The sequence below is a fragment of the Yeosuana marina genome (genome assembly GCF_011762485.1).
In the GTDB taxonomy this organism is placed as follows: Bacteria; Bacteroidota; Bacteroidia; order Flavobacteriales; family Flavobacteriaceae; genus Yeosuana; species Yeosuana marina.
The window spans coordinates 93506-111345 of the sequence record NZ_JAAKGI010000001.1; the positions used below are offsets into that span (position 1 = coordinate 93506).

The window sequence follows — 17840 nt, forward strand, 5'->3', positions numbered from 1 at the left end:
TAAAAAATATGACGCTAAATTTTACCATGTATTATAGGGATGCTCACTTAACTGCGAATTGTAATATTTAATATTTCCTGTAACTTCTTCACCAAGCCAATTTGGTTTTAAAAACGTTTCGTTCTCGCTTTCAAGTTCTACTTCTGCAATAATTAAACCTTCGTTATCACCATAAAATTCATCAACCTCAAAGGTATGCTTTCCAACTTTTATTTCATAGCGAATTTTATCAATAACTCCAGGTTCACAAAGTTTTAAAAGAGCTTCTGCTTCATCTTTAGGAATTTCCTTTTCCCATTCAAAACGTGATAATCCGTCTTCCATAGATTGTCCTTTTACAGTTATAAAACCGTTATCTGCTTTTATTCTAACTCGTACTGTTCGTTCCTTATGGGTATTTAAAAACCCTTGAATAATTCTAGCCTTTTTGAATGCTTCTTGTTTAAAGTGAAGAGAAGTTACCAAAAACTTGCGTTCTATCTCTATCATACCCTATCAGAAATATTTTGAATGCGATTAGAAGGAATCCTTCCTGACTCATAAGTGTTATTAGCCAACCAAATCATTGTATTTACAATAGTTCTGGGATGAATAGATCGATATTTTTTAAAACTTCCAATGAGCAAAGGATTTAAAACTGTCATAAAAATCTTTGCTATTTTTTCACCAAATCTGTTTTCTGCCCTATTTCCACTAATTAATGAAGGCTGCAACATATAAATGTTTTTAATGTTTGCTTTCAAGACATCTTCTTCCATTCTGCCTTTTGTTCTATTATAAAACACCGTACTGTTTTTGTTGGCTCCTAGTGCAGAAATTACAACCAGCGTATCAATATTATTTTTAACACAAAGCTTTGATATAGCTACCGGTATACCATAATCAATCTTTAAATAGGCCTCTTCGTTAGGAGTTTTGGCTTTGGTAGTGCCAATACAACAAAAAACGTCGTTAGCATCAAAAACATCTTCATGCTTTTCTAGTTCAAAAATATCAACAAGATGTTCTTCTATTTTAGAATGCTTTATTCCGCAAGAACTTCTACTAAATAATTTTATAGTTTTATACCTATTGTCTTCAAGAAGACATTCTAATAATAGACCTCCTGTAAGACCTGTTGCTCCAATAATAATTGCTGTTTTGGACATCGCTTTTAATTCTCTTTGATAAAGATATTATATTTTTACAAGATGTATGAGTTTCCTTGTAACAGAAAAATTATTCATGTTGATATGGATGCATTTTATGCCTCTGTAGAGCAAATGGATCATCCTGAACTAAAAGGAAAACCTATTGCCGTTGGCGGAAGCGAAAAACGAGGTGTTGTAAGTACTGCCAGTTATGAAGCCAGGAAATTTGGAGTTAAAAGTGCAATGAGCGGGTTACTAGCTAAACGTAACTGTCCCGAACTTATTTTTGTAAAACCGCGTTTTGATAGATACCATGAAATTTCAAAAAAAATAAGACGTATCTTTTTTGATTATACCGATTTGGTAGAGCCACTGTCTTTAGACGAAGCCTATTTAGATGTCACAGAAAACAAAAAAGGAAATCCAAGCGCCTCGTTGATTGCTAAAGAGATAAGAGAACGTATTTTTAATGAGGTTGGATTAACCGCTTCGGCAGGTATTTCAATCAATAAATTTATAGCTAAAGTTGCCAGTGATTACAACAAGCCTAATGGACAGAAAACGGTAAATCCTGAAGATGTTATAGCCTTTTTAGAACAACTTGATATTCGGAAATTTTATGGTGTTGGTAAAGTAACGGCTGAAAAAATGTATCAATTAGGAATATTTACAGGACTAGATTTAAAGTCGAAATCCATTGAGTTTTTAGAAGAGCTTTTTGGGAAATCTGGCAAGTATTATTATTACGTCGTTAGAGGAATTCATACAAGTGAAGTAAAACCAAACAGAATTAGAAAATCCTTAGCCGCAGAACGCACATTTAATGAAAATTTATCGAGTGAAGTTTTTATGTTAGAAAAACTTAGTAACATTGCCAATGAAGTTTCACGAAGATTAAATAAAAGCAAAGTGGCAGGAAAAACGGTAACTTTAAAAATAAAGTACAGTGATTTTACGATGCAAACAAGAAGCAAAACCTTACATTATTTTATAAGTGATGCCGCTTTGATTTTAGAAACCGCTAAAGATTTGTTATATCAAGAAACCCTTAGTAATTCGGTGCGTTTATTAGGAATTTCTATGTCCCATTTAAATACCGAAACCAATAAAGAAACTGAACAAAAAAATGTAAGTGTCCAGTTAAAGTTTGAGTTTTAACCAAAAAAGTGATCTATTTTTAAACAATAAATCACTTTTTATCTTTTATAATTACTGCTCTTAAATAGGGCACGATGTAATTTCTGTAACTCTTAATGTATTTACCATTCCTTTACTTTGAATTGGCATTGCGGCTAAACTAATTAACATATCGCCTTGCTCTAAATAACCCATCTTACAGGCAATATTATTTACGTCTTCAATAGTCTCATCTGTACTCACAAATTTATCATAATAAAAGGCTCTAACACCCCAAAGTAAACTTAACTGTGTAAGAATACGTCTATTCGAGGTAAAGACCAATATATGTGACAATGGTCTCCAAGCCGAAATTTGAAATGCTGTATACCCACTATTTGTTAAGGTAGAAATTGCTTTTGCATCTATTTCATTAGCCATATTAGCCGCATGATAACAAATAGATTTTGTTATATATCTATTGGTACGAATATGTGGATGCGTTAGTGGAACTTGAATTAATGGTGAGTCTTCAACTTTTAATAAAATATTAGCCATCTGTTTGATAACTTGAACAGGATATTTCCCTACAGATGTCTCTCCTGAAAGCATGACAGCATCGGCACCATCCATTACCGAGTTTGCAACATCATTAACCTCAGCCCTTGTAGGCGTTAAACTTGTAATCATAGTTTCCATCATTTGAGTTGCTATAATTACTGGTATTCTTGCCTTTTTAGCTCTTAACACTAATTGTTTTTGTATTAATGGAACTTCTTCGGCAGGAATCTCCACCCCTAGATCACCTCGAGCAACCATAATACCGTCACAATGAGCGACAATTTTATCAATATTTTCTACCGCTTCAGGTTTCTCTATTTTAGCAATAATTGGAATTTTTTCATCCGCGTGTTTTTGAATTAAATCGCGAAGCTGCATTAAATCTTCCGCATGTCGCACAAATGATAGTGCAATCCAATCTACTCGTTGTCCAATGGCAAAAATAGCATCTTCAATATCTTTTTCTGTTAGAGCTGGCTGTGAAATATTCGTATTTGGTAAATTGACACCTTTCTTTGATTTTAAAGGCCCTCCTTGGATAACTTTCGCTTTTACTTCGCTCTTTCTATCTGTTGAAACAACCTCAAAAATCAATTTTCCGTCATCTAAAAGGATGCGCTCTCCAGCATTTGCATCTTGAGGAAAACGATCGTAGGTCATATAAACACGTTCCTTAGTTCCTTCAAAACGTTCTCCTGTGGCAAAGATTATTTCATCACCTGGATGCACTACAACTTCTTCTTTCATGACTCCAACACGTAATTTAGGACCTTGTAAATCACCTAAAATGGCAGCATTGTATCCAAATTCCGCATTAAGTTCACGAATCATTTTTATACGCTCTGCTACATCACTATAATCAGCATGAGAGAAATTTATTCTAAATACATCAACACCTTCATCAAGCATTGCTTTTAAAACTTCTTTTGTACTAGTTGCAGGACCTAATGTGGCCACTATTTTGGTTTTCTTTCTTGTTGGCATTAGCTAAAAATTAAATTTTCTTTTGATTTCAATTGACTTATGTCAATTGTGTAGGCTGTCGCAATTTGTGGGATTCTTATTATGGTATTGATAATATACTTTTCTTTAGTTATATGTAATTCATCATCAATTTTTAACAAATAATTTACGCTTTTTAACTCTGGTATTAAATTGAATGTTTTTGTAATACTATGAGTTGTTTCAAATAATAATCCAGAACTTGTAGTCATAACATCATTAGTTTTACAAATGTTAGAAACTAAATTCCAAGTTAAAAGTTGCTTTTTATCTTCCCAGTTATAAATTGAATATGTTGATTTTCCATTGTCGTAATCTAAGTCTTTTTTATTTCTAACAAGATTAATCCCCAAATTCTGATTTAAAAGATATGCTAAACGATAATCTTCAATGGTGCAATGAATAGCAATTAATGTACATACCGATTCTTCAAAAACATCATCAAGGATAAGTTTGTGTACAGCCATAACTTAAATAAATCGGTGTAAATATAATATTTATAATATTTAAAGCGATAAGTTTTTTTAATGTTAATATGAACTTAACAAGAAATTCCAACTAAAACGTTATAGTTGAGTGCCGTCTTAATGGTTATCTCGACATTTTATTTTGAAAGACAAAAAACGCTCGTTTTGATGCTTTTTCTTCTGCTTTTTTCTTTGACGTTGCTCTAGCTTTTGAAACAACTTTATTGTCTACTGATAATTTTACAGAAAAGTGTCTAACATCATCATTACCAGTATCATCATAGACGTTATAATTGAATGCTTTCTTTTCTTTTTGACACCATTCAATCAATAAACTTTTGTAACTGATAACCTTTCCTTCTAACTGAGAAATGTCAACATAAGGAATAATAATACGTTTGTAAATGAACTTTTCGCAATATTTGAAACCTTTATCTAAAAAAATAGCTCCAACTAAGGCTTCAAACAAATTTCCGTGAATATTATCTCCAAATTGAGAAGTCGCGATTTTACTTTCAATGAGATCAATAAGATTAAGGTCTTTACCTAATTCATTTAAATGCTCTCTGCTTACAACTTTTGAACGCATTTTTGTTAGATAGCCTTCGTCGCCTGCGGGAGCTTCTGTATATAAATGCGATGCTACAACAGCTCCCAGCATAGCATCACCTAAAAACTCTAAACGCTCGTAATTGATAGCATTTCCCTCGCTATCCTTTATATTCATAGAACGATGGGTAAATGCTGTTTTATATATGTGAATGTTTTTTGGCTTAAAACCTAAGACTTTTTTTAATTGTATAAAAAAATTCCCGTTTTTTTCAGAACGGGAATTTAATATGTTTCTTATAGGTCTCAATCCGATATTAATCTAGTCTTTTAAAAACAACACAAGCATTATGACCTCCAAACCCAAAGGTATTACTCATACCAATTTTAACATCTCGCTTTTGGGCTTTGTTTAATGTTAAATTCAATTGAGGATCAATATTTTCATCGGCTACAATATGATTTATTGTTGGAGGAACAATACCATGTTCCATTGCCAAAATTACCGAAATAGCTTCTACAGCACCAGCAGCACCTAATAAGTGGCCAGTCATTGATTTTGTTGAATTTATATTGATATCTTTTGCATGATCACCAAAAACTTCTGAAATTGCTTTAAGTTCGGCTACATCACCTAAACTTGTAGCAGTCCCGTGTGTATTTATATGATCTACATCTTCAGGTTTTAACCCTGCATTTTCTAAACAATTTCTCATGACGGCCATAACACCAATCCCATCAGGATGTGGAGCTGTCATATGATACGCGTCTGAAGATAAACCTCCGCCAACAAACTCGGCATAAATTTTTGCGCCTCGTTCTTTTGCGTGTTCATATTCTTCTAAAACCAAAGCTCCTGCTCCTTCTCCTAAAACAAAACCATCTCTGGTTCCATCAAAAGGACGAGACGCCGTTTCTGGACTTTCATTTCTAGTTGATAAAGCATGCATGGCATTAAAACCACCCATTCCTGCTATAGTAACAGCCGCTTCACTTCCTCCAGTAACCACTACATCACAATGACCTAAACGTATCGAGTTTAAGGCATCAAACATAGCATTTGCCGAAGATGCACATGCCGAAACTGTTGTGTAATTGGGGCCCATAAAACCATGTTTTATAGAAATATTTGCCGGAGCAATATCCGCAATCATTTTAGGGATAAAGAATGGGTTAAATCTTGGAGAGCCATCACCGGCAGCGTAGTTTAAAACTTCGTCTTGAAATGTTTCCAATCCACCTATTCCTGCTCCCCAAATTACCCCAACTCGCAATTTGTTTACTACATTAAGATCTAATTTGGCATCAGCAATCGCTTCATCTGCAGCGACCATTGCATATTGCGCAAATCTATCCATTTTGCGTGCCTCTTTTCTATCAAGAAAATCGGTAGCCTGAAAGTTTTTTAACTCGCAAGCGAACTTTGTTTTAAACTTTTCGGTATCAAAATAGGTTATAGGTGCAGCCCCACTCTTACCTCCAATTAAGCCTTCCCAAAATTCATCTTTGGTGTTCCCAATAGGGGTTAAAGCGCCTAATCCTGTAACTACAACTCGCTTTAATTCCATAAAAGTTCTTTTATTTTGCAGCCTCTATATATGATATAGCTTGACCTACTGTTGCGATATTTTCAGCTTGATCGTCTGGTATTTGAATATCAAATTCTTTTTCAAATTCCATGATTAATTCTACTGTGTCCAATGAGTCTGCTCCTAAATCGTTAGTGAAGCTAGCTTCAGTTACAACTTCGTTCTCATCAACTCCCAATTTGTCTACGATAATCGCTTTTACTCTTGATGCAATGTCTGACATAATCTTTTAATTTAAGGTTTTAATTAGTTGGCAAAAATAAAAAACTTTATTTTTAAAACACGACTTTAATCTAAAAATGTGTTTCTAATTTAGCAAAATACTTTTAAGTATTCGTAATTTACCATCCAATTGTTAATAATTATTCTTTTTTTTGTTCGAATAATTCCAACATTATAATCTTTTGAAGAAATGAGCTTGATTAATTTTGCTGAACATTTTTTGAATTCTAATATGCGAATTACATCTGATATCAATTTAAAAATATAAACCAACAGATGAAACGTATTGTAATTTTTGCGTCCGGAAGCGGCACTAATGCTGAAAATTTAATAACTTTTTTTCAAAACAGAGATAATGTATCTGTTATTCAGGTACTCACTAACAATCCTCATGCCAAAGTAATAAACCGATGCAACACGCTTAAAACAAGTTGCCTATCATTTAACCGAACCGCTTTTTATAGTACAAGCCACGTTTTAGATCTGTTAAAAAGCAATAATCCAGACTTAATAGTCCTTGCTGGATTCTTATGGAAATTTCCCGAATCTATTTTAAAAGAGTTTCCTAATAAAGTGATTAATGTACACCCTGCTTTATTACCTAAATTTGGAGGAAAAGGTATGTATGGCATGCACGTGCATCAGGCTGTAATAGATAACAAGGAAACTGAAACCGGGATTACCATTCATTATGTAAATGAACATTATGATGAAGGTGCTATTATTTTTCAAGCAACATGTGAGATTTTAAGTTCAGATTCGGATGAAGATGTAGCTGCTAAAATTCATGAATTAGAAATGGAACATTTTCCTAAGGTGGTTGAATCTCTTTTATTTCCTAATGAGTAAAAAGAAAAAGAAATATTATACTGTTTGGAAAGGGCATCATACTGGTGTTTTTGACTCTTGGAATGATTGTAAAGCACAAATAACTAATTTTGAAGGAGCTCAATACAAGTCTTTTGAAAGTTTTGATGCTGCCAAAGAAGCCCTAAAAGGAAACTACAAAGATTATATAGGGAAGACCAAAACTTTTAAAAGTGAATTATCCGCAGAACAACTTAAAAAAATTGGACAACCCAATTATAATTCTATTTCTGTTGATGCTGCCTCAAGCGGAAATCCTGGTAAAATGGAATACCGTGGAGTCGATACCAAAACCAAAAAACAACTATTTATCCAAGGTCCTTTTGAAGAAGGTACTAATAATATTGGCGAATTTTTGGCCATTGTACACGGACTAGCGCTTCTTAAAAAAAACAACAGCAATTTAATTATTTATACCGATTCTAGAACAGCCATAAGTTGGGTAAAAAAGAGAACTTGCAATACTAAACTAGAACGTACCGCTAAAAACGAAAAACTGTTTGAATTAGTAGACCGTGCTATCAACTGGCTTAAAACTAACTCTTACAAAACCACTATTGTTAAATGGGAAACCAAAGCGTGGGGAGAAATTCCTGCTGATTTTGGTAGAAAATAAAGCTTAAGCCCAGTTATTTTTTAGCATACCACTCATTATTACTTCTATCAATATCTGGTAATTGATGCTTTTCATCTATAATTATACTTTTAATTTTAGAGGTTGAATTAACATGAAATTGAGCCTCTTTACCAAACTTCCATATTTCAACAGGTACTTTAAATTCATGTGTTTTGCCATTACTTTCTTCAACCTTAACCAAAATAGGCATCACCATTTGTTGGTTATTGGTTACAGTAATATTGGCTCCGTTTGATTCATCTTCTTTAACATACACAACATTACTTATAGCTTGATCTAATTGCCAATTGTGATGGTACCACCCTTGCCAAAACCAAGTTAAGTCTTCTCCAGAACCATTGTCTATACTTCTAAAAAAATCTTCTGGCTTTGGGTGTTTAAATGCCCAATTATGAACGTATTGTCTAAAGGCATAATCAAATTTATCTGGACCAAGAATAACGTCTCGTAAAAGTACCAAACCAAAAGCCGATTTAAAATATGCTAACGGATGTACATGTTTATAATCCATATCGTCTGCAGGTGTCATTAAAGTTGGACCATCTTTACAATCTTCAATCACTTTTATAATTTCATCCGCTGGATTACCACCACCTTCTGCATATTCACCATCTCTTTTCGGTGCAAACTCCCCATTATTAAAATCATCATGCGCGTAAATATCAATAAAGGTATTAAACCCTTCATCCATAAATGGGTGACGTCTTTCATCAGATCCTACAATCATGGGAAACCAGGTGTGACCTATTTCATGTGATGCTAATAAAAACATATCATAAGGTTCGGCTTTCCAACTGTTAAAAGCTAATCCTGGATATTCCATCCCTCCAACAGGTCCAGCAACACATGTAGCTACATCATAAGGATATACAAACCATTTGCTTGAAAACTCTTCCACTGAAGCTTTTAACATTTCTGTACATCTAGCCCACGCCTTGTTATCTTTTGTAGAAGCTACAGGGTAAACTGATTGTGCTAACGCAGCTCCGCCTTTTGGCAAATTAATTTTAGCGGCATCCCAGATATATGCTGTAGACATTGCCCAAGCAACATCGCGCGTGTTTTCCATTTTAAAATGCCACGTTGTTGTTCCTGTCGTCTTCTTTGTTACAGGCGTATTCAATTCGTTTGCATTTCTTATAAACACAGTTTTATCAGATTGACTTGCTTCATTTAATCGCTTTAACGTTTTATTATTTAAAATATCGTCTCCATTTATTAAGGTTCCTGCACCTACAACCACTTGATTTGATGGTACTGTTACTTCATAATCTATAGTTCCATAATCTAGGTACATTTCGCCACCACCAATAAAAGGCAAGGTGTTCCAACCATTATAATCATCATAAACACACATTCTTGGATACCAATAAGAAAATTCGAAAATTGCACCATCATCTATATTCATATAACCAGATCTTCCGCCGCTACTTTTTGTTTGTAGTCTATACGAATAATCTATAGAAAGCTTAACGGTTTCATTAGGGTTTATAAAATCATTCAATCGTATTTGCATCCGTGTTCCATCAACAATAAACGGAATCTCTTGCCATCTTTCATTTTTTAAAATACGTAATCTGCTAATGGTGTAACCTTTTGAATTATCAGGAGCATTGTCAGGATTTTGCAGTTTGTTTGATCTTGAATCTGTGTTTGCTATATTTTGATCTAACTGTAGCCATAACGCTTGTAATATATCTGGACTATTGTTGGTATAATCTATAGCAACTTCTCCTTTTAAAAGACGTGTTTCCACATCAAACGAAGCTTTTACTTTATAATCTGCTTTATTTTGCCAATAACCAGAGCTTGGTTTACCACTAGCACTTCTAATCGTTGTTGCGCTATGCGTATAAAAATCTGTAACAAAAATTTTTGAAGGATCATACTGAGCGCTTGCATTATACAAGATAAAACAAAAGAAAAAAGTAACATAGTTAGGAAGCTTCATCATAATTTTAAAAAATAATTTTTCGATTTCGAAGATAACTATTCCCTTTAAAAAATAATATTTTTTAAAATATTTTTATAAAACTTCAAAAAAACCAATAACTATTTCATTCTTTTTAATTGTACCTTCTGATTTATTACGAAATAAATAATAGCCTTTTGTCCAATTATAACTAGAAAAACATTGCATAGGTTCAAAATAAATTTTGTTTATGCATTAGCCGTTAAAAGGCTTATATTTGCAAAAAAATATCAACCCTCTTTATGAGTAAATTAGTTATTGTAGGTACCGTAGCGTTTGATGCTATTGAAACTCCTTTCGGAAAAACCGATAAAATTCTTGGTGGTGCTGCTACATTTATTGGTTTATCGGCATCGCAATTTGACATTGATTCATCAATAGTTTCAATAGTTGGCGGCGATTTTCCGCAAGAATATTTAGATCTATTATCGAGTAAAAATATTGATATTTCAGGTATTGAAATTGTAAAAGATGGCAACACCTTTTTCTGGAGCGGAAAGTATCATAACGATATGAATACCCGTGATACTTTAGCCACAGAACTTAATGTATTAGCCGATTTTAACCCTGTAGTTCCTGAAAATTATTGCGATGCAGAGGTTGTTATGCTAGGAAATTTGCATCCGTTAGTACAATCAAGTGTCTTAGACCAAATGACTACAAAACCTAAATTAGTTATTTTAGACACCATGAACTTTTGGATGGATAGTGCCCTAGAAGATTTACTTCAAGTTATTAAGCGTGTAGATGTTATCACTATTAACGATGAAGAAGCAAGACAATTAACTGGAGAATATTCTCTTGTGGTAGCTGCAAGAAAAATTCATACCATGGGACCAAAATTTGTGGTTATTAAAAAAGGAGAGCATGGTGCTTTATTATTTCATAACGACAATGTGTTTTATGCACCAGCTTTACCGTTAGAAGAAGTGTTTGACCCAACAGGTGCTGGCGATACGTTTGCAGGAGGGTTTGCTGGTTATATAGCAAAAACAGGAGACACATCCTTTGAAAACATGAAAAATGCTGTTATTTATGGGTCGACATTAGCTTCTTTTTGTGTTGAGAAATTTGGAACAGAGCGTATGAAAGGCTTAACAAGTGCTGATGTACATAAACGCCTATTACAATTTAAAAAACTAACACAATTTGAAATTGTCTTAAACGATAATTTGTAGTTTTACCTTATGAAGATAAATAGCTTAAATATGACCTTTAAAAAGCAATTGTCAAAAATTTATAAAGTAGAATTGTTATAAACTAACGCGCTCTAAACAGAGCGCGTTTTTAATTTGTATTAAAACTAAAACATACTAGTAAAATGAGTGATGCTTTAAAACACGAATGTGGGATAGCCGTTATAAGACTTTTAAAACCACTAGAGTTCTACAAAGAGAAATATGGCAGTGCTTTTTATGGAGTAAATAAAATGTATCTCATGATGGAGAAACAGCACAATAGAGGTCAAGATGGTGCTGGTTTTGCAAGTATTAAACTAGATACAACTCCAGGTGAACGCTATATTAGTCGAGTGCGTTCTGTAGCGCAACAGCCTATTCAAGATATTTTTGCTCAAATTAATCAACGCATCAATAAAGAGTTAACTGAAAATCCTGAATATGTAGATAATGTTGCTTTACAAAAAAGGAACATTCCATACATAGGAGAACTTCTTTTAGGCCATGTTAGGTACGGTACGTTTGGTAAAAACAGTGTAGAAAGTGTTCATCCATTTTTAAGACAAAATAACTGGCAACACAGAAACCTCATTCTTGCCGGTAACTTTAACATGACCAATGTTAAAGAATTATTTCAAAACCTTATTGATTTGGGTCAGCATCCAAAAGAATACACCGATACTATTACCATCATGGAAAAGATTGGTCATTTTTTAGATGATGCTGTGAGTAAAATTTATAAAGACCTTAAAAAAGAAGGATACAATAAAAAAGAAGCGTCTCCACTAATCGCCGAGCGATTAAAGGTGGCGAAAATTTTAAAACATGCAGCAAAAAATTGGGATGGTGGGTATGCTATGGCAGGACTAATTGGTCATGGAGATTCTTTTGTGCTACGAGATCCCGCTGGTATTCGTCCGGCGTTTTATTATCAAGATGATGAAGTGGTTGTCGTTGCTTCTGAGCGCCCCGTCATACAAACTGTATTTAACGTTAATTTTGAAGACATTAAAGAGTTAGAACCAGGACACGCTATTATTACTAAAAAATCTGGAAAAACCGCCATTAAAAAAATATTAGAACCGTTAGAAAGAAAAGCCTGTTCCTTTGAACGTATTTATTTTTCGAGAGGAAGTGATGCCGATATTTATCAAGAGCGAAAAATGTTAGGTCGATTATTAATGCCTAAAGTTTTAGATGCTATTGATAGCGATATAAAAAACACAGTGTTTTCATATATCCCGAACACAGCAGAAACATCCTTCTTTGGAATGATAGAAACGGTTGAAGACTTTTTAAATAAGAAAAAAACCGATGCTATTTTAAACGGTAGCAGAAATATCTCTGCCGAAAAGGTGACTCAAATTTTGTCTGAAATGCCTCGTATTGAAAAAATAGCCATTAAAGATGTTAAATTAAGAACCTTTATTACCGAAGACAGTAGTCGTGACGATTTGGTTGCCCACGTGTATGATGTGACTTATGGCGTTATAAAACCAACCGATAATCTGGTTATAATCGATGACAGTATTGTACGTGGTACTACCTTAAAAATGAGTATCATAAAGATGCTAGACAGATTACACCCTAAAAAAATAGTGATTGTCTCTTCGGCTCCTCAAATACGTTTTCCTGATTGTTATGGTATCGATATGGCAAATCTTGAAAGTTTAATTGCTTTTAGAGCAGCTTTAGAGTTGTTAAAAGAAACAAATCAATATCATATTGTAAAAGAGGTATATGATAAATGTGTTATTCAAACTGAATTAGAAGACAAAGAAGTTCAAAATTTTGTCAAAGAAATTTACGATCCATTTACAGATGAGCAGATTTCAGATAAAATTTCAGAATTACTCACAGGTGAGAACGTAAAGGCAGAAGTTAAAATAATTTTTCAACCCGTTGAGAATTTACATAAAGCTTGTCCTAATCATTTGGGCGATTGGTATTTTACGGGAAATTATCCAACAGTGGGTGGAAATAGGGTTGTAAATCGTGCGTTTATAAACTTTTACGAAGGCAACAAAAAACGCGCTTATTAATTGCTTATATTTAAATTAAATCCTTTTTATCTGAAAAAAACACATTTAATCTAAAAAAAGTGCATTTAATCTAAAAAATAAACGTTTTATCTAAAATACATATAAATTGGTATCACCATAACATAAGTAGGTTAAGTTCATGGTAGATTTGGGGCAAAAAAAGGTGAACAACTGTTCGCCTTTTTTTATGCCCTTTTTCGTTCGTTATAAAATTAGATTCGTGTAGCTCGATTCCTCTCCATTTCGTTTAAGCCAATATATTAGTAGTTGAACTAAAATATTTTTTCAGTTGTTTATGCCTCCATACATTTGAATCACCATAACATAAGTAGGTTAAGTTCATGGTAGATTTGGGGCAAAAAGGTGAACTAACGTTCACCTTTTTCATTTTATAAATTCTCATGAAAATGGGAATCTCTTTTTAATATTTTCTTTTATACAATAGCATCTTTTACGCTTATAATTTGCGTTAGGGATAGTAATGAAAAGCCCACAGCGACGCAGGAGCGTGGACTTGTAATATATAGCCCGACCCTTGGGTAACGCCATAAAAAAAGCAAACCCGTTAAGAGTTTGCTTCTTAATTATATAAAAACTGTTTTTAACAGTTATTTTGCTTCGGCATAACGTCTTTCAACCTCATTCCAGTTAATCACATTAAAAAATGCATTAATATAATCTGGACGACGGTTTTGATAGTTTAAGTAATACGCGTGTTCCCAAACATCTAATCCTAAAATTGGTGTTCCACCGCAACTTACGCCTGGCATTAATGGGTTGTCTTGATTTGGTGTAGAGCAAATTTCTACTTTTCCTCCTTTATGAACACATAACCATGCCCAACCAGAACCAAATCTAGTGGCAGCTGCTTTACTAAAAGCTTCGATAAATGCGTCTTTAGAACCATAAGCTGCTTCAATAGCATCTTTTAATTCTCCAGACAAATATCCTTTTCCTTCTGGATTCATCACACTCCAAAATAAAGAGTGGTTATAAAAACCTCCTCCATTATTTCTTACTGCACCATTTGTCATATCTAAATTAGCAAGAATATCTTCAATAGATTTATTCTCTAAATCTGTTCCAGCTATTGCTGCATTTAAATTATTTGTATATCCTTGATGATGTTTAGTGTGATGTATCTCCATGGTACGAGCATCAATATGAGGTTCTAGAGCGTCGTATGCATATCCTAATTTCGGTAATTCAAAAGCCATAATTATTTTGTTTTAATTTATTAATAATTCATTTAATTCAAATTTAAGCATTTACACATTAACGATGTCAATTAAAAAATAATTAATTGTTATCAACTCATTGATAGTTTTTATCTTGTATGCAAATTAAACATATATGCTTAACAGTCCGTCTTTTACAATATACAATGCCTCTGCTGGTAGCGGGAAAACGTATACCCTTGTAAAAGAATACCTTAAAATTTTATTCAAATCTGAAAAAAGAATGCCTTTTAAGCACATTTTGGCAATAACCTTTACCAACAAAGCGGTTGCCGAAATGAAAGAACGTATAATAAGTACCTTAAAAGAGTTTTCAAACGAAGCCATTTTAAATGAGCCGAGCAGCATGTTTGTTACTTTATGTGAAGAATTGCCAATGGATGCGATAACGCTTCATTTAAAATCTAAAATCCTTTTAGAAACTATTATTCATAATTATGCGGCGTTTGATATTTCGACCATTGATGGATTTACACATAAATTAATACGAACGTTTGCTCACGATTTAAAACTATCTTTAAATTTTGAAGTTGAATTAGATCAAGACTCCATTTTAAACGAAGCAGTAGATAGTCTTATTTCAAAAGCTGGAATTGATACAAACTTGACCAAAGTCTTAGTTGATTTTGCCATTGAAAAAGCCGATGACGATAAAAGTTGGGATGTGTCTTTTGATTTTAATAAGATTGCCAAACTTCTTACCAACGAAAATGATATTCCATTTATTGAGACTCTGAAGGACAAAACCATTGACGATTTTAACGTTCTTAAATCGCAGATAAAAACACAACTAAAACAAACCGAAAACAACATAGTTGATGTAGCCAAAGGTGTTTTAACCCTTATTGAAGCTTGTAGTTTGGAATTTAAAGACTTTTCAAGTAGTTATTTGCCAAAGCATTTTAAAAATTTGACTGATAATAAATTTGATTTAAATTTTGAAACCAAATGGCAAATAGACTTAGTTGAAGGTAACCAATTGTATCCCAAACGCGTTACAGAACATATAGCGTCTGTTATAGATGAGATTCAACCTCAATTAATTTCAGCTTTTAACGAAACCAAACAAGCTGTTTATCATCTTAAATTTTTAAAAGCATTTTATAAAAATATCACGCCATTATCAGTTTTAAATGCCATAAATAAAGAGCTTCAAATACTTAAAGACGATCAAAATAAAATGCTTATTTCAGAATTTAACACAATTATAAGCAACGAAATAAAAAACCAACCAACACCCTTTATTTATGAACGTATTGGCGAAAAATTCAATCATTATTTTATTGATGAATTTCAAGATACATCTGTTTTACAATGGGAAAACTTAGTTCCGTTGTTAGACAATTCCCTCGCAGCTGAACATGGAAGCGCTCTGTTAGTTGGTGACGCGAAACAGGCTATTTACCGCTGGCGTGGCGGAAAGGCAGAACAGTTTATTAATTTGTTTAATAAGACAACAACTCCTTTTCAAATTGAACAAACTATTGAAAACCTCCCTACAAACTACCGAAGTTTTAAAGAAATTGTAAACTTTAACAATAGCTTTTTCAATTACTTATCCACTTTCGTGTTTGCTCATAAAGACTATGAATCACTATATGAAAAATCTCATCAAAACAGCCATATAGAACATAACGGGTATGTACATATGTCGTTTTTAGACATAGAAAAAGATGACGATAGAGGCGAATTATTTTGCGAACATGTTTTAAAAACTATACATAGCTGTCTTGAGCATCATTTTGAACTCCAAGATATTTGCGTGTTGGTTAGAAAGAAAAAAGAAGGTGTGGCTATTGCAAATTATTTAAGCCAACAAGGGATTCCTATCATTTCATCTGAAACCTTATTGATTTACAATGCGCTAGAGGTTGCCTTTATTAATGATGTGCTTACGCTTTTAATTCAACCAAAAAACAACGAAATAAAAATACGTGTTCTCAATTACTTAACCTCATTATTTAATATTGGCGATACACATAATTTTTTTAGCAAACATATTAATTTATCAATAGACCAATTATTTAAAAGTTTCGAGGCTTTTGATGTTACTATTAACAGCAACTCGTTGTTAGAACTTTCGCTTTACGACTTAGCAGAAACCATTGTAAGAAGCTTTAATCTGGTTAAAAATTCAAACGCTTATGTTCAGTTTTATTTAGATATTGTTTTAGATTTTACTCAGAAAAAGGGTTCGGATATTTCGGGATTCTTAAGCTATTTTGATAAGAAAAAAGACAGCTTAAGCATTGTATCGCCTGTGGGTCAAAATGCAGTTCAAATCATGACCATTCATAAATCAAAAGGGTTGGAATTTCCAGTTGTTATTTTTCCTTATGCTGATTTAGATATCTATCAAGAAATAGAACCTAAAGAATGGGTGTCTTTAGAAAAGAAAACCTTCAATGGTTTTTCGCATACACTTTTAAACTATACTAAAGATTTTGAGCACTATGGCGAAGAAGGTTTACGTATTTACAACACGCATCAATCTGAACAAGAACTAGACAACATTAATTTGTTATACGTTACCTTAACCCGCGCTATTGAGCAATTATATATCATTTCAAAAAAAGATATCTCTTCAAAAGGCGAGGTAAATACCAAACGATTTTCGGGATTATTTATTAGTTATCTTACCCATTTAGGACTTTGGAATGATTCTGATGCAACATACCATTTTGGAAAACCGGAAAAAACATCAAAAAGTAGTTCGCAGAAAAAAACCATCTCACAAGAGCAAGAATTTATTTCAACAGCAAAAGAAAATCACCATATAAAAATTGTAACAAGTTCAGGTTACTTATGGGATTCTAATCAAGAGGAAGCAATAGAAAAAGGAAATCTTATTCATAACATTCTTTCTAAGATTGAAACAAAAGATGATATCGATTTGGTGTTAAACGAATTTATTCAATCTGCTACCATTACTAAAGAACAATCTTCGAAACTCAAAAATATACTCTATGCCGTTGTGGAACATCCTAAACTTAAAGATTGTTTTAATGCTAAACATATCATATATAACGAACGTGATATTATAACCAAGCAAGGGCACATTTTAAGACCAGATCGGATTGTTTTAAATTCTAACAATGAAGCTATTATAATTGACTATAAAACAGGACAAGAAGACAAGAGCCATTGGCAACAACTCATATCGTATCAAGATGTGTTAGAAGACATGAACTTAAGTGTTACAAAAAAAATTCTAGTGTATATAAATAACACGATTCAAATAAAAGAACTATAACTTTGTGAAAAATATTT

General features: G+C 33.0%; 15 protein-coding genes. 6 read left to right on the forward strand and 9 right to left on the reverse strand.

What is annotated here, in order from left to right:
- Positions 1-21: 21 nt before the first annotated feature.
- Both G5V56_RS00345 and G5V56_RS00350 read right to left on the reverse strand, forming a co-directional pair.
- Positions 22-489, reverse strand: a complete 468-nt coding sequence (locus G5V56_RS00345; protein WP_166959548.1) for a CYTH domain-containing protein — start codon at positions 487-489, stop codon at positions 22-24.
- Positions 486-1148, reverse strand: coding sequence for a Rossmann-fold NAD(P)-binding domain-containing protein (locus G5V56_RS00350; RefSeq protein WP_166959551.1), 663 nt, complete (start codon positions 1146-1148; stop codon positions 486-488). The genes G5V56_RS00345 and G5V56_RS00350 overlap by 4 nt, the downstream gene beginning before the upstream one ends.
- A gap of 42 nt (positions 1149-1190) precedes the next feature.
- On the opposite strand from G5V56_RS00350, the gene dinB reads away from it, so the two are divergent.
- The gene (gene dinB / locus G5V56_RS00355; protein WP_166959567.1) at positions 1191-2288 is read left to right on the forward strand and encodes a DNA polymerase IV; all 1098 of its coding nucleotides are present in this window, start codon (positions 1191-1193) and stop codon (positions 2286-2288) included.
- 60 nt (positions 2289-2348) lie between these two features.
- Here dinB and pyk read toward each other — a convergent pair whose 3' ends face one another.
- The 5 genes from pyk to G5V56_RS00380 all read right to left on the reverse strand — a co-directional run bounded on the left by pyk (position 2349) and on the right by G5V56_RS00380 (position 6637).
- A complete protein-coding gene (gene pyk / locus G5V56_RS00360) occupies positions 2349-3791 on the reverse strand; it encodes a pyruvate kinase (RefSeq protein ID WP_166959570.1) in 1443 nt (480 codons plus the stop codon).
- A complete protein-coding gene (locus G5V56_RS00365; protein ID WP_166959573.1) occupies positions 3791-4276 on the reverse strand; it encodes an IPExxxVDY family protein in 486 nt (161 codons plus the stop codon). Before G5V56_RS00365 ends, pyk begins: the two co-directional genes overlap by 1 nt.
- Before the next feature lie 124 nt (positions 4277-4400).
- Positions 4401-5135, reverse strand: coding sequence for a ribonuclease III (gene rnc, locus G5V56_RS00370; RefSeq protein ID WP_166959576.1), 735 nt, complete (start codon positions 5133-5135; stop codon positions 4401-4403).
- Between the two features lie 7 nt (positions 5136-5142).
- Positions 5143-6393: a beta-ketoacyl-ACP synthase II gene (gene fabF / locus G5V56_RS00375; RefSeq protein WP_166959579.1), complete on the reverse strand. Its 1251-nt coding sequence runs from the start codon at positions 6391-6393 to the stop codon at positions 5143-5145.
- A 10-nt stretch (positions 6394-6403) separates the two neighbouring features.
- Positions 6404-6637 (reverse strand): acyl carrier protein, encoded by a 234-nt coding sequence (locus G5V56_RS00380; protein ID WP_007647141.1) that lies wholly within the window; start codon positions 6635-6637, stop codon positions 6404-6406.
- A gap of 275 nt (positions 6638-6912) precedes the next feature.
- Here G5V56_RS00380 and purN point away from each other — a divergent pair, with 275 nt between their 5' ends.
- Both purN and G5V56_RS00390 read left to right on the forward strand, forming a co-directional pair.
- Positions 6913-7485 carry a phosphoribosylglycinamide formyltransferase gene (gene purN, locus G5V56_RS00385; RefSeq protein WP_166959582.1) on the forward strand — a complete coding sequence of 191 codons (573 nt, stop codon included), beginning with the start codon at positions 6913-6915 and terminating at the stop codon, positions 7483-7485.
- Positions 7478-8119: a ribonuclease H1 domain-containing protein gene (locus G5V56_RS00390; RefSeq protein ID WP_166959585.1), complete on the forward strand. Its 642-nt coding sequence runs from the start codon at positions 7478-7480 to the stop codon at positions 8117-8119. Before purN ends, G5V56_RS00390 begins: the two co-directional genes overlap by 8 nt.
- 13 nt (positions 8120-8132) lie before the next feature.
- On the opposite strand, the gene G5V56_RS00395 is transcribed toward G5V56_RS00390, so the two are convergent.
- Positions 8133-10094, reverse strand: coding sequence for a M1 family metallopeptidase (locus G5V56_RS00395; RefSeq protein ID WP_240911186.1), 1962 nt, complete (start codon positions 10092-10094; stop codon positions 8133-8135).
- A gap of 260 nt (positions 10095-10354) precedes the next feature.
- Between G5V56_RS00395 and G5V56_RS00400 the strand changes: the two genes are divergently transcribed.
- Both G5V56_RS00400 and G5V56_RS00405 read left to right on the forward strand, forming a co-directional pair.
- Positions 10355-11290 carry a PfkB family carbohydrate kinase gene (locus G5V56_RS00400; RefSeq protein WP_166959588.1) on the forward strand — a complete coding sequence of 312 codons (936 nt, stop codon included), beginning with the start codon at positions 10355-10357 and terminating at the stop codon, positions 11288-11290.
- A 143-nt stretch (positions 11291-11433) separates the two neighbouring features.
- Positions 11434-13332 (forward strand): amidophosphoribosyltransferase, encoded by a 1899-nt coding sequence (locus G5V56_RS00405; protein ID WP_166959591.1) that lies wholly within the window; start codon positions 11434-11436, stop codon positions 13330-13332.
- 608 nt (positions 13333-13940) lie between these two features.
- Here the strand turns inward: G5V56_RS00405 and G5V56_RS00410 are convergent.
- Positions 13941-14549, reverse strand: a complete 609-nt coding sequence (locus G5V56_RS00410; RefSeq protein WP_166959594.1) for a superoxide dismutase — start codon at positions 14547-14549, stop codon at positions 13941-13943.
- A 136-nt stretch (positions 14550-14685) separates the two neighbouring features.
- On the opposite strand from G5V56_RS00410, the gene G5V56_RS00415 reads away from it, so the two are divergent.
- Entirely contained in the window at positions 14686-17823 is a 3138-nt protein-coding gene (locus G5V56_RS00415) for a UvrD-helicase domain-containing protein (RefSeq protein WP_166959597.1), read from the forward strand.
- Positions 17824-17840: the final 17 nt, after the last annotated feature.

What these genes read in the sequence shown, in the direction of transcription:
- G5V56_RS00415 (WP_166959597.1), top strand. Translation starts at nt 14,686, where the DNA reads ATGCTTAACAGTCCGTCTTTTACAATATACAATGCCTCTGCTGGTAGC.
- purN (WP_166959582.1), top strand. Translation starts at nt 6,913, where the DNA reads ATGAAACGTATTGTAATTTTTGCGTCCGGAAGCGGCACTAATGCTGAA.
- G5V56_RS00365 (WP_166959573.1), bottom strand. Translation starts at nt 4,276, where the DNA reads ATGGCTGTACACAAACTTATCCTTGATGATGTTTTTGAAGAATCGGTA.
- fabF (WP_166959579.1), bottom strand. Translation starts at nt 6,393, where the DNA reads ATGGAATTAAAGCGAGTTGTAGTTACAGGATTAGGCGCTTTAACCCCT.
- pyk (WP_166959570.1), bottom strand. Translation starts at nt 3,791, where the DNA reads ATGCCAACAAGAAAGAAAACCAAAATAGTGGCCACATTAGGTCCTGCA.
- G5V56_RS00405 (WP_166959591.1), top strand. Translation starts at nt 11,434, where the DNA reads ATGAGTGATGCTTTAAAACACGAATGTGGGATAGCCGTTATAAGACTT.
- G5V56_RS00350 (WP_166959551.1), bottom strand. Translation starts at nt 1,148, where the DNA reads ATGTCCAAAACAGCAATTATTATTGGAGCAACAGGTCTTACAGGAGGT.
- G5V56_RS00380 (WP_007647141.1), bottom strand. Translation starts at nt 6,637, where the DNA reads ATGTCAGACATTGCATCAAGAGTAAAAGCGATTATCGTAGACAAATTG.
- G5V56_RS00410 (WP_166959594.1), bottom strand. Translation starts at nt 14,549, where the DNA reads ATGGCTTTTGAATTACCGAAATTAGGATATGCATACGACGCTCTAGAA.
- G5V56_RS00345 (WP_166959548.1), bottom strand. Translation starts at nt 489, where the DNA reads ATGATAGAGATAGAACGCAAGTTTTTGGTAACTTCTCTTCACTTTAAA.
- G5V56_RS00400 (WP_166959588.1), top strand. Translation starts at nt 10,355, where the DNA reads ATGAGTAAATTAGTTATTGTAGGTACCGTAGCGTTTGATGCTATTGAA.
- G5V56_RS00390 (WP_166959585.1), top strand. Translation starts at nt 7,478, where the DNA reads ATGAGTAAAAAGAAAAAGAAATATTATACTGTTTGGAAAGGGCATCAT.
- G5V56_RS00395 (WP_240911186.1), bottom strand. Translation starts at nt 10,094, where the DNA reads ATGATGAAGCTTCCTAACTATGTTACTTTTTTCTTTTGTTTTATCTTG.
- dinB (WP_166959567.1), top strand. Translation starts at nt 1,191, where the DNA reads ATGTATGAGTTTCCTTGTAACAGAAAAATTATTCATGTTGATATGGAT.